Annotated in this window: 13 protein-coding genes and 1 pseudogene; 7 read left to right on the forward strand and 7 right to left on the reverse strand. The window is 73.2% G+C overall.

What is annotated here, in order from left to right; all coding sequences use genetic code 11:
- Positions 1 to 82: 82 nt before the first annotated feature.
- On the forward strand, positions 83 to 1,057 hold the full coding sequence (locus OG403_RS22720; RefSeq protein WP_329567245.1) for a 4-hydroxy-3-methylbut-2-enyl diphosphate reductase: 975 nt from the start codon (positions 83 to 85) through the stop codon (positions 1,055 to 1,057).
- A 117-nt stretch (positions 1,058 to 1,174) separates the two neighbouring features.
- On the forward strand, positions 1,175 to 1,927 hold the full coding sequence (gene ppgK / locus OG403_RS22725) for a polyphosphate--glucose phosphotransferase (RefSeq protein WP_329567247.1): 753 nt from the start codon (positions 1,175 to 1,177) through the stop codon (positions 1,925 to 1,927).
- 37 nt (positions 1,928 to 1,964) lie between these two features.
- On the opposite strand, the gene OG403_RS22730 is transcribed toward ppgK, so the two are convergent.
- Positions 1,965 to 2,564, reverse strand: a complete 600-nt coding sequence (locus OG403_RS22730; protein ID WP_329567249.1) for a DUF6542 domain-containing protein — start codon at positions 2,562 to 2,564, stop codon at positions 1,965 to 1,967.
- 191 nt (positions 2,565 to 2,755) lie between these two features.
- On the opposite strand from OG403_RS22730, the gene ychF reads away from it, so the two are divergent.
- Positions 2,756 to 3,829, forward strand: coding sequence for a redox-regulated ATPase YchF (gene ychF, locus OG403_RS22735; RefSeq protein WP_329567251.1), 1,074 nt, complete (start codon positions 2,756 to 2,758; stop codon positions 3,827 to 3,829).
- Positions 3,830 to 3,879: 50 nt separating this feature from the next.
- On the opposite strand, the gene OG403_RS22740 is transcribed toward ychF, so the two are convergent.
- From OG403_RS22740 to OG403_RS22765, 6 genes and pseudogenes are all read right to left on the reverse strand, one after another.
- On the reverse strand, positions 3,880 to 4,140 hold the full coding sequence (locus tag OG403_RS22740; RefSeq protein ID WP_329567253.1) for a Txe/YoeB family addiction module toxin: 261 nt from the start codon (positions 4,138 to 4,140) through the stop codon (positions 3,880 to 3,882).
- On the reverse strand, positions 4,137 to 4,394 hold the full coding sequence (locus tag OG403_RS22745; protein WP_329567255.1) for a type II toxin-antitoxin system Phd/YefM family antitoxin: 258 nt from the start codon (positions 4,392 to 4,394) through the stop codon (positions 4,137 to 4,139). The genes OG403_RS22740 and OG403_RS22745 overlap by 4 nt, the downstream gene beginning before the upstream one ends.
- 119 nt (positions 4,395 to 4,513) lie before the next feature.
- Positions 4,514 to 4,864 carry a DUF488 domain-containing protein gene (locus OG403_RS22750; protein ID WP_329567257.1) on the reverse strand — a complete coding sequence of 117 codons (351 nt, stop codon included), beginning with the start codon at positions 4,862 to 4,864 and terminating at the stop codon, positions 4,514 to 4,516.
- A 16-nt stretch (positions 4,865 to 4,880) separates the two neighbouring features.
- The gene (locus OG403_RS22755; protein WP_329567259.1) at positions 4,881 to 5,543 is read right to left on the reverse strand and encodes an HAD-IA family hydrolase; all 663 of its coding nucleotides are present in this window, start codon (positions 5,541 to 5,543) and stop codon (positions 4,881 to 4,883) included.
- 29 nt (positions 5,544 to 5,572) lie between these two features.
- Positions 5,573 to 6,705 (reverse strand): annotated as a pseudogene (locus tag OG403_RS22760) (dihydrofolate reductase family protein).
- A 35-nt stretch (positions 6,706 to 6,740) separates the two neighbouring features.
- On the reverse strand, positions 6,741 to 7,322 hold the full coding sequence (locus OG403_RS22765; RefSeq protein ID WP_329567261.1) for a pyridoxamine 5'-phosphate oxidase family protein: 582 nt from the start codon (positions 7,320 to 7,322) through the stop codon (positions 6,741 to 6,743).
- A gap of 144 nt (positions 7,323 to 7,466) precedes the next feature.
- Here OG403_RS22765 and OG403_RS22770 point away from each other — a divergent pair, with 144 nt between their 5' ends.
- From OG403_RS22770 to OG403_RS22785, 4 genes are all read left to right on the forward strand, one after another.
- Positions 7,467 to 8,279: a class I SAM-dependent methyltransferase gene (locus OG403_RS22770; RefSeq protein ID WP_329567263.1), complete on the forward strand. Its 813-nt coding sequence runs from the start codon at positions 7,467 to 7,469 to the stop codon at positions 8,277 to 8,279.
- Positions 8,280 to 8,744: 465 nt separating this feature from the next.
- Positions 8,745 to 9,149 (forward strand): NUDIX domain-containing protein, encoded by a 405-nt coding sequence (locus OG403_RS22775; RefSeq protein WP_329567265.1) that lies wholly within the window; start codon positions 8,745 to 8,747, stop codon positions 9,147 to 9,149.
- A gap of 177 nt (positions 9,150 to 9,326) precedes the next feature.
- Positions 9,327 to 12,044, forward strand: coding sequence for a SpoIIE family protein phosphatase (locus OG403_RS22780; protein WP_329567267.1), 2,718 nt, complete (start codon positions 9,327 to 9,329; stop codon positions 12,042 to 12,044).
- 257 nt (positions 12,045 to 12,301) lie between these two features.
- Entirely contained in the window at positions 12,302 to 14,950 is a 2,649-nt protein-coding gene (locus tag OG403_RS22785; protein WP_329572459.1) for a SpoIIE family protein phosphatase, read from the forward strand.
- Positions 14,951 to 14,965: the final 15 nt, after the last annotated feature.

Below are 14,965 nucleotides of genomic sequence, written 5' to 3' on the forward strand. Positions count from 1 at the left end.
CCTGACGTACGGTCCGCCCGCACACGCCACGGCCTTTCGGTACGGGCCACCGGCGGCCACGGCCGCCCGTACCATAGGAGTCATGTCGACCACCGCTCAGCGCCGCGTCCTGCTCGCCGCCCCCCGGGGTTACTGCGCGGGTGTCGACCGCGCCGTCATCGCCGTGGAGAAGGCCCTGGAGCAGTACGGGGCGCCGATCTACGTCCGCAAGCAGATCGTCCACAACAAGTACGTCGTGCAGACCCTGGAGAAGCAGGGCGCGATCTTCGTCGACGAGACGGAGGAGGTGCCCGAGGGCGCGATCGTGGTCTTCTCCGCGCACGGGGTGGCTCCCGCGGTGCACGACGAGGCGAAGGCCGGCAAGCTCGCCACCATCGACGCCACCTGCCCCCTGGTGACCAAGGTGCACAAGGAGGCCGTCCGGTTCGCGGACGAGGACTACGACATCCTGCTGGTCGGCCACGAGGGCCACGAGGAGGTGGTCGGCACCATGGGCGAGGCCCCGGAGCGGATCCACCTGGTGGACGGCCCCGAGGACGTCGCCAACGTCCAGGTGCGCGACGAGTCCAAGGTGGTCTGGCTCTCCCAGACCACCCTGTCGGTGGACGAGACCATGGCCACCGTCGGCGAGCTGAAGAAGCGCTTCCCGCTGCTGGTCTCGCCGCCCAGCGACGACATCTGCTACGCCACCCAGAACCGCCAGGTGGTGGTCAAGCAGATCGCCGCCGAGACCGACCTGCTGATCGTGGTGGGATCCAAGAACTCCTCCAACTCGGTGCGACTGGTCGAGGTCGGCCTGGAGTACGGCGCCAAGGCCGCGCACCTGGTGGACTTCGCCGAGGAGCTGGACGAGGCCTGGCTGGCCGGCGTCACCACGGTCGGCCTGACCAGCGGCGCCTCGGTGCCGGAGATCCTGGTCCAGGGTGTGCTGGCCTGGCTGGCCGAGCGCGGCTTCGAGGACGTCCAGGTGGTCCGCACGGCCGAGGAGACGCTGACCTTCTCGCTGCCCAAGGAGCTCCGCCGCGACCTGCGCGCCGAGGCGGCCGGCAAGCTCTGAAGCCGGCCCGACAGCTGACGCTGTGGCAGGTTCCGAGCTGCTTTCACCCCCGGTCTCTCGTACGGTGAAGGTCGGCTGATCCGTACCGGACGGTGGATTCCCTCCAGGAGGCTCGACGTGGCGGCAACCGAAGTGTTCGGCGTGGACATCGGCGGCTCCGGCATCAAGGGCGCGCCGGTGGACCTGGAGCGCGGCGAGCTGGCCGAGCCCCGGCACAAGGTGCTCACCCCGCACCCGGCCTCGCCGGAGTCGGTGGTCGCCGCGGTCAAGGAGGTGGTCGAGCACTTCGGCCACCGCGGGCCGGTCGGCCTGACCTTCCCCGGCGTGGTGATCGACGGTCGCACCCGCACCGCCGCGAACGTGGACCCGGGCTGGATCGGGCTGGACGCCGCCGGCCTGTTCCGCGAGGCCCTGGACCTGCCCGCCACCGTGCTCAACGACGCGGACGCGGCCGGCCTGGCGGAGGTCGCGCACGGCGCCGGCCGCGGTTCCCGGGGCGTGACGCTGGTGCTGACCTTCGGCACCGGGATCGGCAGCGCGCTCTTCGTGGACGGGGCGCTGGTGCCCAACACCGAGCTGGGCCACCTGGAGCTGCGCGGCAAGGACGCCGAGAAGCGGGCCTCGGCCGCGGCCCGGGAACGGCACGAGCTGAGCTGGCCCGAGTGGGCGGTCCGGGTGGACGAGTACCTGGACCTGGTGGAGCGGCTCTTCTCGCCGCAGCTGGTGATCATCGGCGGGGGCGTCAGCCGCAAGCACGAGAAGTTCCTGCCGCTGCTCAAGGAGCGGGCGGCCGCGGTGGTGCCGGCCGCGCTGCGCAACGACGCCGGCATCGTCGGCGCCGCGATGGCCACGCTGGGCACGGGGCGCTGAAGCCCGGTCGGCCGCTGGGATCAGCGTCCTGCGGGTGTCAGCGGCCCCGGCGGATCCGGCGCTGGGCCACGAACCGGGCGGCGACGATCAGCACCGCCAGACCCGTCCCGCCGAACAGCCAGGCGGCCCGCATCGCGAGCCCGGCGCAGAGCGACAGCACCTGACCGACCACCCCGGGCACCGTCACCGGGTCGAGCAGCGCCACGGTCAGCGCGAAGGCGAGCGGACCGCTGACCGGTGCGGCCGGCAGGTCGGCGAGCCGCACCCGCACCGCGGTCTGGAAGCAGACCAGCACGAAGCCGATCTCGAACAGCAGCCCCAGGCCGCCGAAGAGCCACTGGTCGAGCAGCCCGAAGGCGAGGGTGCCGAGCACCGACAGCACGCCGGCGCCGATCCCGGTGAGCCGGGCCGGTCGACCCGACGGGCGCCCCGCGGACGCCGCCCCGCCCCGGGCCACCCGCTGCCGCAACCGGGCCAGCGGGGCGGCACTGCCGGAGGCGGGCCGAAGTCTGGAGGGCCGTGCGGTGACGGCATCGCGGGGCGCGGCCGGCCCCGGAACGGCGGCCTCGCGGGACCCGCCGCCGGCTGGCGGTCGGGGCCGGGGCCCGGGCGGCTGGGTACGGATGCTCTGCTCCACACGCCCAACGTACGGTCCGATTTACATCACCTTGGGTAATGACGCCTCAAGACCTCGTGCGTGTCCTGCCCACCGGGTCCTGGCGGCGCTCCCGCTCACCGCCGGTGGGTCGCCCGACCGCGGGCCTTAGACTTGGCGGTCGGCCCGTACGGTGCCGCTCCACGCCCTCCAAGCCCACGGGATCGCGCTTCATGTCGCTCACGATCGGAATCGTCGGTCTGCCGAATGTCGGCAAGTCGACCCTGTTCAACGCCCTGACCAAGAACGACGTCCTGGCGGCCAACTACCCGTTCGCCACCATCGAGCCGAACGTCGGCGTGGTCGGTGTGCCGGACGCCCGGCTGGCCAAGCTCGCCGAGATCTTCAAGTCGGAGCGGATTCTGCCCGCCACGGTCGACTTCGTGGACATCGCGGGCATCGTCCGCGGCGCCTCCGAGGGCGAGGGCCTGGGCAACAAGTTCCTCGCCAACATCCGCGAGTCGGACGCGATCTGCCAGGTCATCCGGGCCTTCAACGACCCCGACGTGGTCCACGTGGACGGCAAGGTCTCGCCCAAGGACGACATCGAGACCATCAACACCGAGCTGATCCTGGCCGACCTGCAGTCGGTCGAGAAGGTGCTGCCCCGGCTGCAGAAGGAGGCCCGGCTCAAGAAGGAGTCGGCCGCCATGCTGGCCGCCGCCGAGGCCGCCCAGAAGGTGCTGGAGTCCGGCAAGACCCTCTTCGAGGTCGGCTTCGACTCCGCCTCGGTGCGCGAGCTGCACCTGCTCACCACCAAGCCCTTCCTCTACGTCTTCAACGTGGACGAGGACGAGCTGACCGACGAGGAGTTCAAGGACGGCCTGCGCGCCCTGGTCGCCCCGGCCGAGGCGATCTTCCTGAACGCCAAGATCGAGTCCGAGCTGATCGGCATGGACGACGCCGACGCCCTGGAACTCCTCCAGTCGATGGGCCAGGAGGAGCCCGGCATGGCCACCCTGGGCCGGGTCGGCTTCGACACCCTGGGCCTGCAGACCTACCTCACCGCCGGCCCCAAGGAGGTGCGCGCCTGGACCATCAAGAAGGGCGCCACCGCTCCCGAGGCCGCCGGCGTGATCCACACCGACTTCCAGAAGGGCTTCATCAAGGCCGAGATCGTCTCCTTCGACGACCTGGTCGCGTGCGGCTCGATCCCCGAGGCCCGTGCCAAGGGCAAGTCCCGGATCGAGGGCAAGGAGTACGTGATGCAGGACGGCGACGTGGTGGAGTTCCGCTTCAACGTCTGATCCAGTCACCGAGACCGGCCTGACCTGCGGCGCCGCAGGTCAGGCCGGTCTCAGTTCTCGTAGTGGTAGCGGCACTGCGCGATGAGGATCGAGTCGTCGCCGGTCTTGTAGATGAGGCGGTGCTCGTCATTGATCCGGCGCGACCAGTAGCCCTGGAATCCGTGTTTGAGGGGCTCCGGCTTGCCGATCCCCTCGTTGCCGGTGCGTGCGATGTCGGCGATCAGTGTGTTGATCCTTTTGAGGATCCTACGGTCCTGGCCCTGCCACCACAGGTAGTCCTCCCAGGCGCGGGAGGCGAAGACGATCTTCACTCGGGGTCCGCCAGCTCCTGTGCGGTCCCGCCGCCGCTCTCCAGCTCGTCGATGGACGCCAGCAGACGACGCGCGTTCGCCGGGCTGCGGAGCAGATAGGCGGTCTCCTTCAGGGACTCGTAGTCCTCGAGGGAGACGATGACGACCGGCTCGCGTCCGGCCCGGGTGATCACTATCTCCTCGCGGTCGTCCGTGACGGCGTTGAGTACCTCGGCGTACCTCGCGCGGGATTCCGAGTAGGTCATCGTCTTCATAGCCGCATCCTCCTAAGTACAAGAAACTGTACGTCGAGCCCAAGGGGGCGGCAAGCGGCTGTGAGTGCTGCGGCTGGATCGCGGGCGGGAAGTCGGCCTGGCCGACTTCCCGCGCCCCGTCACCCCGTCAGCAGCTCCACCAGTACCCGCACGTGGCTCCCCGCCGGGTCGCGGTTGGCCGTCAGCAGGGTGAGCGGGCTGTGTGCGGCCAGGGTGGCGAGGTGGGCGTGGGCTTCGGGGGTGTCGAGTTCGGTGCGGTAGCGGTGGGCGAACTCCTCGGCGCGGGCCTCGGGGGACTCGTGGAACCAGCGGCGCAGCGGGTCGGACGGGGCGAGGTCCTTGGCCCACTCGTCCAGGGCGGCCCGCTCCTTGCCGACCCCGCGCGGCCAGAGGCGGTCGACCAGGACGCGGTGGCCGTCGGCGGGCTCGGGCGGGTCGTAGATCCGGCGGGTCCTGATCGGGCTGGTCATGGGGCCCAGTGTGGGGTCAGGCAGCGACCCGGACCAGCACCGTGCCGTCCGCGCCCGGGGTGAGTCGGACCTGCTCCAGGGTGTCCACGTGCAGCGTCGGCCGGTGTGCCGCCGCGCGCGGGCCGACCCCCAGGACCCGCATCCCGGCGGCCCGGCCGGCCGCGATGCCGGCCTCGGAGTCCTCCAGGACCAGGCAGTGGGCCGGGGCGACGCCGAGTTCGGCGGCGGCCTTGAGGAAGCCCTCGGGGTCGGGCTTGCTGGCGCCGACCGACTCGGCGGTGATCGCCAGCGCGGGCATCGGCAGGCCGGCCGCGGCCATCCGGGTGCGGGCCAGCGCCAGATCGGCGGAGGTGACCAGGGCGTGCGGGAGGTCGGCCAGCGTGGCCAGCAGGGCGGCGGCGCCCGGTATCGCGACCACGCCCTCGGTGTCGGCGGTCTCCTCGGCGAGCATCTGCCGGTTCTCCAGCCGGTTCTGCTCGGCCGGGCGGTCCGGCAGCAGGATCGCCATGCTCAGGTGGCCCTGGCGGCCGTGCACCACGGACAGCACGCGGTCGCCGTCCAGTCCGTGGCCGGCGGCCCAGCGGCGCCAGCAGCGCTCCACGACGGCGTCCGAGTTGACCAGGGTTCCGTCCATGTCCAGCAGCAGGGCGCGGACGGTGAGCTCGGTGGCGGCGGTCATCCCGGGGCGCTCCTCAGCGAGTGGGCTTCTTATGTTCCATCAGGATACAAAAGGTGCCGGTTGACCTCCCGGGCCGCCTCGGCCAGCTCCGGCAGCTCCACCACCTCTACCCCGGCCGCGGTCAGCCGGTCGATGCCCTCGCACCCGGTGACGAAGAGGTCCGGCTCCCGCCAGGCGACCACCACCCGTGGGATCCCGGCGGTCAGCACCAGGTCGGCGCACGGGTGCGGGCGCGAGGCGCGACGGCTGCACGGCTCCAGCGAGCTGTAGAGGGTCGCGGTGCGCAGTCGCGGGTCACCGGTCGGCAGCTTGCCGAGCGCGGACTCCTCGGCGTGCGCCACCGGATCGCCCTCGCGGCTGTGGCCCTCCGCCAGCACGCCGCCGTCCGCGCCGACGATCACCGCGCCCACCGAGAAGGCGGTCGCCGAGGGCGGGCAGTGCCGGGACAGCTCGATGGCGCGGGCCAGGAAGAGCAGGTCACTCACGCGGACTCCTTGGGGGCGTAGCGGAGCAGCACGACATCGCCGACCGGCTCGGCGCCGAGCAGCCGCAGCCGCCGGGTGCTGCCGCCCGGGAACTCGGCCGGGTTGACGAACCGCGGCGCGGCGGCGGCTCCGACCAGCAGCGGCGCGACGGCCAGCCGCAGCTCGTCGGCCAGCCCCTGGGCGAGGAACTGGGTGTGCACCGAACTGCCGCCCTCCACCATCAGCCGGCCCACCCCGCGCCGCCCGAGGTCGTCGAGGAGCGCGCCGAGCCCGACGCTCGCGCCGAGCCCGGCCACTTCGGCCAGTCCGTCCAGGCGCTCCCGCAGGCCGGGCGCCGCCTGGTCGGTGGTGTACACCAGGCGCTGCTCGCCGGTGTGCCAGAACCGCAGCTCGGGTGCGAGGTCGCCGCCCGCGCTGAGGGTCACCTTGAGCGGGTGGGCGGGCCGCCCGGCGGCCACCCGGGCGGCCCGCCGCCCGGGGTCGTTGACCAGCAGCCGGGGGTTGTCGCGGCGCAGTGTGGTGGAGCCCACCAGGATCGCGTCGCACTCGGCGCGCAGCTGGTCCACCCGGTCGAAGTCGGCCGGGTTGGAGAGCAGCAGGCGCTCGGCGGAGGCGTCGTCCAGGTAGCCGTCGATCGACATCGCGGCGCTGAGCAGCACGTACGGGCGGGTGGGCATGGAGCCAACCGTACGATGCCCGGCCCGCGGTCCCGCTACGGGCGGGGTGGCAGGGGCAGCGGCAGGGCCGGCAGGCCGTCCACGCTGACGCCGACGAACTCCTTCTTCGCGCAGTACTCGGCGAACTCCGGCTCGCTCTTGCGGCCGAAGTAGTCGGCGTGCAGCGGGCGGTCGGCGCGGTACTCCAGGTACGGGACCGCGAAGCCGCACGAGTCGCTGATCCGCTCGGCGCGCACCAGGATGATCGCGCGCAGGCCGCCGCCGTCCGCGGTCGGCTCGAAGTGGCCCAGCAGGTCGGCGAAGCGCGGGTCGTCGCGGAACACCGGCTCGCCCCGGCCGTGCACCCGCAGCACGGTGGGCGGGCCGGTGAAGGCGCACCACATGAGCGTGATCCGGCCGTTCTCGCGCAGGTGGGCGATGGTCTCGGCGTGGCTGCCGCCGAAGTCCAGATAGGCCAGGGTCAGCTCGTCCAGCACGGCGAGGGTGCCGGAGCGGCCCTTGGGGGAGAGGTTCACGTGGCCGTCGTCGGAGCGCGGCGCGGTGGCGGTGAAGAAGATCGGCTGAGCCTCGATGAAGGAGCGCAGCCTGGCGTCGATCCGGTCGTAGCTCTTTCCCATGCCCCGATTATTCGCGCGAGCCGCCCGTGCGGTGAACTGCTTTCGGCAGAGTCTTGGATAGCGAGACGGATATTCTTGATCTGTGAGACGAAAGCTAGGCTCGGGGTGCGGCGAGGAGGCCGGGAAGCCACGGAGGAAAGAGTCATGACGGAGCATCAGGCGATTTACACGCACGGTCATCAGGACGCGGTGCTGCGCTCGCACCGCAGCCGCACCGCGGCCAACTCCGCCGCCTACCTGCTGCCCGAGCTGCGGGCCGGGCAGACGGTGCTGGACATCGGCTGCGGCCCCGGCACGATCACCGCGGACCTGGCCGAGCTGGTCGGGCCGGCCGGCCGGGTGGTGGCGGTGGACAGCTCGGCCGAGGTGCTGGCGCAGGCCGCGGGGTACGTGGCCGGGCGCGGGCTGGCCAACGTCGTCTTCGCGGTCGGTGACATCCACCAACTGCATTACGGTGACGGTGAGTTCGACGTGGTCCACGCGCACCAGGTGCTGCAGCACGTGGCCGACCCGGTGGCGGCGCTGCGCGAGCTGCGCCGGGTGGTGGTCCCCGGTGGCGTGGTGGCCGCGCGGGACGCCGACTACGCGGCGATGACCTGGTACCCGGAGCTGCCGGAGCTGGCCGCCTGGCTGGACCTGTACCGCCGCACCGCGCGGGCCAACGGCGGTGAGCCGGACGCCGGCCGCCGGCTGCTGGCCTGGGCCCGCGCGGCGGGCTTCACCGAGGTGACGGCCACCAGCTCCAGCTGGACCTACGCGACGCCCGGCGAGCGGCTGTGGTGGGGCGGGTCCTGGGCCGAGCGGGTGGCGGACTCCGGACTGGCCGCCACCGCGCGCGCCAACGGCTTCGCCGAGCAGGCCGACCTGGCCGCGATCGCCGACGGCTGGCGCCGCTGGTCGGTGGAGCCGGACGGCTGGTTCGCCGTGCTGCACGGGGAGGTGCTGGCCCGGGGCTGAGGCCGGTGCCGCGGACCTCGCGCAGTACGGACCGGGCGAGTCGGCACTGACCTGTAACCGGACAGGACCTTGCGCGGCGGCGGGAGCCGGTACACCCTTGCGATAGTCGTACGTGTGGCGTCGATCCGCCCGCACGTCGGCCGTACGGGGGCGAACGGGGGCAGTGTGCGCGTCAGTGGGCAGGAGTCGGTGCGGGTGACGCATCGGCTGAGCCGGTCGGATACGAACCAGATGGTCAGGGGAAGCGGGCGGCGCCCGCCAGACCCGGCCCTGCGGCTTACCCGCCGTTAACCCGGTTGTCCGGGTGCGTGACGGCGCCGAAACCTCGTCCGTACGTCCCGTTAGCGAGCCGTCCCTACCCTCGGGCCAGGGCCGGCCGGCCCCGCGCCGGGCCCGACTCGACCCCCACCGAGCCGGGCCCGGCGCGGCGCAGTCAGCCACCGGGAGATCAGTAAGCTCCCGGGCATGGAGAACCGGATCGTGGTCGGCGGCGCGCTGATCCACCAGGGCCGGGTGCTGGCCGCCCGGCGCAGCGCACCGCCCGAGCTGGCGGGGCGCTGGGAGTTTCCCGGCGGCAAGGCCGAGCCGGGCGAGAGTCAGCAGCAGGCGCTGGAGCGCGAGCTCCTCGAGGAGCTCGGGGTGCGGGCCAGGGCGCTGCACCGGCTCGCGGGGGAGTGGCCGCTGCGGGCGGGGCTGGTGCTGCGGATCTGGACGGCGGAGCTGCTGGACGGCGAACCGCGGCCGCTCGAGGACCATTCCGAGTTGCGCTGGCTGGGGCCTGACGAGCTGTCGGCGGTGGACTGGCTGGAGCACGACCGCGCGGTGCTGCCGGAGGTCGCCCGGCTACTGGCGTCCGCTGACGCGCCGTGAGCCGCCGCGGTCGGGCCGGTCGGCGTTCCCGAGTCGGCCGGTCTGGCAATCGGAAAAGATGACCCGAACGCATGGATAGTGCGTGATCTCCTGGGGTATGTCACAGTTCGGCATGATCTGTGACGTTTGGTGAGTCACGCGCAGTCCGTCCGCGTCGGTACTTGGGAGGCCCCGCCGGTGACCAGCACGGGTAGCGGCGGGCGAGCGCGACCCCGCCCCGCGCGGCCGGGTGGCGCCGCCGCCCGCGCGCGCCTGCGGGTCAGCGCGCCGACGGCCGCGACCGGCACCGGTGCACCCGGCGCCTCGCCGAGCCGGCCCCCGGCCGCCGCGGTCGCACCCGCCGCCCGCCGCGGCGGCCCCGCCGAACCGTTCCCCGCCGCACCCCCGGACCGCTGGCCATCGACCGCCCTGGGGCTGGGCCACCCGGCCGGTGAGCACACCCAGGGCAGCCTCTTCGACGTGGTCAAGGTCGCCATCGCGATGCTCGACACGGTCGGCCGGGTGGTGCTCTGGAGCCCGGCGGCCGAGGAACTGCTCGGCTGGCCCAGCGAGGTGCTGGTGGGCCGTCGGATCGAGGAGCTGATGGCCGACGAGCAGCGGGTCGCCGACACCCGCGAGGCGTTCCGGACCGCGCTGCGCACCGGCGGCTGGCAGGGCCTGGCCCAGTTGCGGCACCGGGACGGCCCGATGGTCCCGGTGGAGGCCAGGATCTCGCTCCTGGTGGACGGTGACGGCACCCCGTTCCTGCTGGTCGCGCTGGCCGAGGCGCGCACCCTGCAGGCCGTCGAGCGCGATCTGGCGGTGCGTGACGCGCTCTTCGAGCAGTCCGCGCTCGGCATCGCGGTGCTGGACGCCGACCTGCGCTACACGGCCGTCAACCAGACGCTGGCCGAGATGAACGGGGTCCCCGCCGAGGACCATGTCGGGCGGACCACCGGTGAGACGCTGCCCGAACGGGCGGCCGACGAGATCAGTGTGATCCAGCGTCAGGTGCTGGCCACCGGCGAGCCGGTGATCGACGTGACCCTGGCCACGCCGAGCACCGCGCGCTCCGGCTACCAGTCGATCTCCTACAGCCGGCTCACCGACCGCGGCGGGCGGGTGCTGGGCATCTCCGGCACCGTGATGGACGTGACCGAGCGCTACCGGGCGGTGGCCAAGGTCGAGCACGCCCGTCGCCGGCTGGCCCTGCTCAACGAGTTCGGCTCGCGGATCGGCGACCTGCTGGACGGCGCCCGGATCGCCCAGGAACTGGCCAGCGCGGTGGTGCCCCGACTGGCCGACTTCGCGGCGGCGATCCTGCTGCAGGCGGTGGCGCACGGCGACGACCTGCCCCGGCACGGGCACGACCGCCGCACCTCGCTGCTGCAACTCGGTGTGGCGGCCATCCAGGACGGCGAGGAGGTGGAGGTGATGCTCCGCCGGGGCGCCCGGATCAGCTTCGCCGAGGAGTCCTGCTACGGCCGGGTGCTGCGCACCGGTGTGCCCGAGCTGCTCTCCGGGGCCGAGGAACTGGAGGAGGCCACCTACCCCGGCGATCCCAAGGTGCGGGCCGCCCTGACGCTCGGTACGCACTCCATGCTGGTGGTCCCGCTGCGCGCGAGGGGGATCGTGATCGGCCTGCTGGTGCTCAGCCGGGCCGGACGGCGCGAGGCCTTCGACCGGGACGACCTGGCCTTCTCGGTGGAGCTGGCCGACCGGGCCGGCAGCTCGCTGGACAACGCCCGGCTCTACGTGCGCGAGCGCACCGCCGCGCTGACCCTGCAGCGCACCCTGCTGCCGCAGCAGGTGCCGCAGCCCACCGGCGTCGAGGTGGCCTACCGCTACGTGCCCGGCAGCAGCGGCACCGAGGTCGGCGGCGACTGGTTCGACGTCATCCCGCTGCCCGGCGACCGCACCGCGCTGGTGGTCGGCGACGTGATGGGCCACGGCCTGCGGGCGGCCGCCACGATGGGCCGGCTGCGCACCGCCGTGCGGGTGCTCGCGGCCCTGGACCTGCCGCCCGACGTGCTGCTGCGGCACGTTCACGAGCTGGCCGACGACCTGGCCCAGGGCCCGGACGAGGCGCTGCTCGCCACCTGCGTCTACGCGGTCTACGACCCGGCCACCGCGCGGCTGACGGTGGCCAAGGCGGGCCACATCCCGCCGGTGCTGATCCACCCGCCGACCCCCGGCCCGGCCCGCAGCGGCGGCCCGCTGCCCGGCGGCCAGGGCCGGGTGCTGGACCTGCCCTCGGGTGCGCCGCTCGGCGTCGGCGGGGTGCCGTTCGAGTCGGTCGAGCTGCTGATCCCCGAGGGCAGCGTGCTGGCGCTCTGCACGGACGGGCTGGTCGAGTCCCGGGACAAGGACCTGGATGTCGGCCTCGGCCGGCTGCAGGCGGTGCTGGAGAAGCCGTACGGGTCGATCCAGCACGCCTGCGAGGCGGTGCTCGACACCATGGAGCAGGGCCGCGAACCCGATGACGTGGCGCTGCTGCTGGCCCGGCTGGGGCGTGGCGAGGAGGGGGCCAGGACGGTCGGCTGGACGCTGCCGGCCGAGCCCACCGCGGTCTCCCGGGCCCGCCGGCTGGTCCGCGGCGTGCTCCAGGACTGGTGCGTGGAGGAGCTCACCGACACGGCGGAACTGCTGGTCAGCGAGCTGGTCACCAATGCGGTGCGGTACGCGAGCGCGCCCATCGGGGTGCGGCTCACCCTCGGCGAGACGCTGCTGGTGGAGATCTCCGACCCGCTGCCCGACCCGCCCCGAGAGCGGCACGCGGCCGCGGCCGACGAGGGTGGGCGGGGCCTGGAGCTGGTGCGCCGACTGGCACTGCGCTGGGGGGCGCGTGCCGAGGGAATGGGCAAGGTGGTCTGGTTCGAACAGGAATTGCCGGGGAAGGAAACGGGTCACGGTTGAACCGGGTGTCTGTCGCTCATATATTCGAATGCTCGAGACCTGTCCATGACAGATATCCTCGACGGGCGCACAGTGGCGGACCGGGGGCGTGAACGTGGCAGGTCGGCAGCGCGCTGCCGGGGCAAAAACCTTCGCCCGATTTGATGTTGTGATGTTGGGGGCGTGTGCGCCCGCCCTCGGATGATGAATACTCGGTCATCTCAGGTCTTCTCGACATCCGGATGGGCGCGGGTTGGAGGGGTCGGTCCTTGAACAGCATGCCGGCGCGGGAAGCGCTGACTGGTAGCGGTCATGCCGCCGTGCCCGGGCAGGCGGGCGCCCCGGTCACCACCGGCGTTCCCGATCCCGTCGAGCCTCCCGCCCGTCCCGTCGCCCTCGCCGCCGGCTCCGCGCCGCGCTGGGGCGACACCGACCCCGGCTCGATCTACGAGTACATCCGGGTCGCCACCTTCGCGATCGGCCCCGACGGGCGGATCAGCCAGTGGAGCGAGCGGGCCGCCGACTTCTTCGCACTGCCCGCCACCGAGGCGCTCGGCGCCGACCCGGTGACCACCCTGGTGCCGCGCCAGCTGTGGCAGCGCGGCCGTGGCCGGCTGGAGCGCACGCTGGCCGGCGAGGAGTGGGTGGGCACCGTGCCCTACCGCGCACCGGACGGCGCCGAGGGGCTGGCCGAGGTCTACCTGATGCCCGCCGTGGCGCAGAGCGGCGCGAGCGGCCCGGACGACGTCGGCGGCGCGCTCTGCCTCGCCGTCGACCTGGGCAAGCTGCGCCGGATCGAGACCGACCTGGCCGCCTCCGAGGCGGTCTTCGGCCAGACCCCGAGCGGCTTCTTCCTGTTCGACCGCCAACTGCGGCTGCAGCGGGTCAACCAGGCCTTCGCCGGCGCGGTCGGGGCCGAGGCCGAGGCGCTGACCGGGCTGACCGCACACGACCTGTTCTCCTTCTCGGAGGCGGAGCGGCTGCAGGCCGCGCTGTGCCAGGTGCTGGAGAGCGGCGACCCGGTGGTCGACCTGCGGTTCAGCGGCGCGGTGCCGACCCGGGCCGGCGAGCGCCGCTGGGCGATCTCGCTCTACCGGCTGACCGGCCCCGGCGAGCGGCCGATGGGCGTGGCCGGCCAGGTCAACGACGTCACCGGCCGACACGTGGCCGAGCGCGAGGCGGCCGGGGTGCGCCGCAACCTGGCCCTGGTCAACGAGGCCAGCGCGCACATCGGCTCCACCCTGGACCTGGAGACCACCGCCAAGGAACTGCTCGACGTGGTCGTCCCGCAGTTCTGCGACCTGGCCACGGTCGACCTCTACTCCTCACTGCTCTCCGGCGAGAGCGGCCCCTCGCTGGTCGGCGCCGGTGCCCCGTACGACGGCAGCGGCGAGTTGCGCCGGGTCGCGGTCTCCAGCGTGGTCGGCGGCGCCTCCTCGATGGGCTTCGGCTCGCTGCTCGGCGGCGACCAGGGCTTCCCGGACCAGTCCTACGGCGCCCGGCTGGCCGCCGCCGAGGCCGGCGGCACGCTCTGCTATCCGCCGCGTTCCCCGCACGCCCGGGCGCTGCGCACCGGGCGCAGCGCGATCCCGGATCCGGGCCCCGACCCGCTGCTGCGCAGCACCCTGGTGGTCCCGCTGGTGGCCCGGGACGTGGTGCTAGGCCTGGTCCAGCTCTCCCGGGCGATCGGCAGCGAGCCGTTCGACGCCCGGGACGTGGCGATCGCCGAGGAGATCGCCGCGCGGGCCGCGGTCTGCGTGGACAACGCCCGGCTCTACCGGCGCGAGCACGAGCGCGCGCTGATCCTGCAGCGCAGCCTGCTGCCCCCGGGCAACCCCGAGGCCAGCGGCCTGGAGATCGCCTGCCGCTACCGGCCCAGCAACAACAACACCGAGGTCGGCGGCGACTGGTTCGACGTCATCCCGCTGCCCGGCAACCGCACCGCGCTGGTGATCGGCGACGTGATGGGGCGCGGTCTGCGGGCCGCCGTGGCGATGGGTCAGCTGCGCACCGCGGTCAGGACCTTGGCCATGCTCGACCTGGAGCCGGCCGAGGTGCTCGGCTCGCTGGACGAGATCGCCCGGGGCCTGGGCGACCCGGGGCCGGGACCGCTGCCCGGCTACGGCGGCGCCGACCGCCCGGCGGACGAGGACGCCGTCGAGGTCTACCTGGCCACCTGCGTCTACGCCGTCTACGACGCGGTCACCCAGCGCTGCGTCTTCGCCAACGCCGGGCACCTGCCGCCCGCGCTGCTCAGCCCGGGCGAACCGGCCCGGATGCTGGACGTGCCGCCGGGCCTGCCGCTGGGTGTGGGCGGCGAGCCGTTCGAGGAGGTCACCCTGGTGCTGCCGGACGGTGCGCTGCTCGGCCTCTACACCGACGGCCTGGTGGAGTCCCGCAAGCACCAGCTGGACGAGGGCCTGCTCGCCTTCCGCACCGCCCTGGAGAACGGCGCCCCGGCCCTGGAGACCCTCTGCGACCAGGTGCTCAACGAGCTCGACCCGCACCACGGCGAGGACGACATCGCCCTGTTGATGGCCCGGGTGCGGGCCCTGCCCGAGGACGCGGTGGGCGACTGGAAGCTGCCCCCCGAGCCCACCTCGGTGGCCAAGGCCCGCGAGAAGGCCTGCGCCTGGCTGCTGGCCCGCGGCCTGGACGAGCTGGTCGACACCACCGAGCTGCTGGTCAGCGAGCTGGTGACGAACGCGCTGCGGCACGGACGCGGCGACATCCGGCTGCGCCTGCTGCGCGACACCGCCGTGGTCTGCGAGGTCTGGGACGACGGCTACGCCCAGCCCCGCCAGCGCCGGGCCCAGGAGACCGACGAGGGCGGGCGCGGTCTGCAACTGGTCAGCCTGCTGGCCGAACGCTGGGGCAGCCGGCGCACCCCGCACGGAAAGATCGTCTGGTTCGAGCTGAGTATCTGATTCCCTGAACAGCCA

This window comes from Kitasatospora sp. NBC_01266, assembly GCF_036242395.1.
In the GTDB taxonomy this organism is placed as follows: Bacteria; Actinomycetota; Actinomycetes; order Streptomycetales; family Streptomycetaceae; genus Kitasatospora.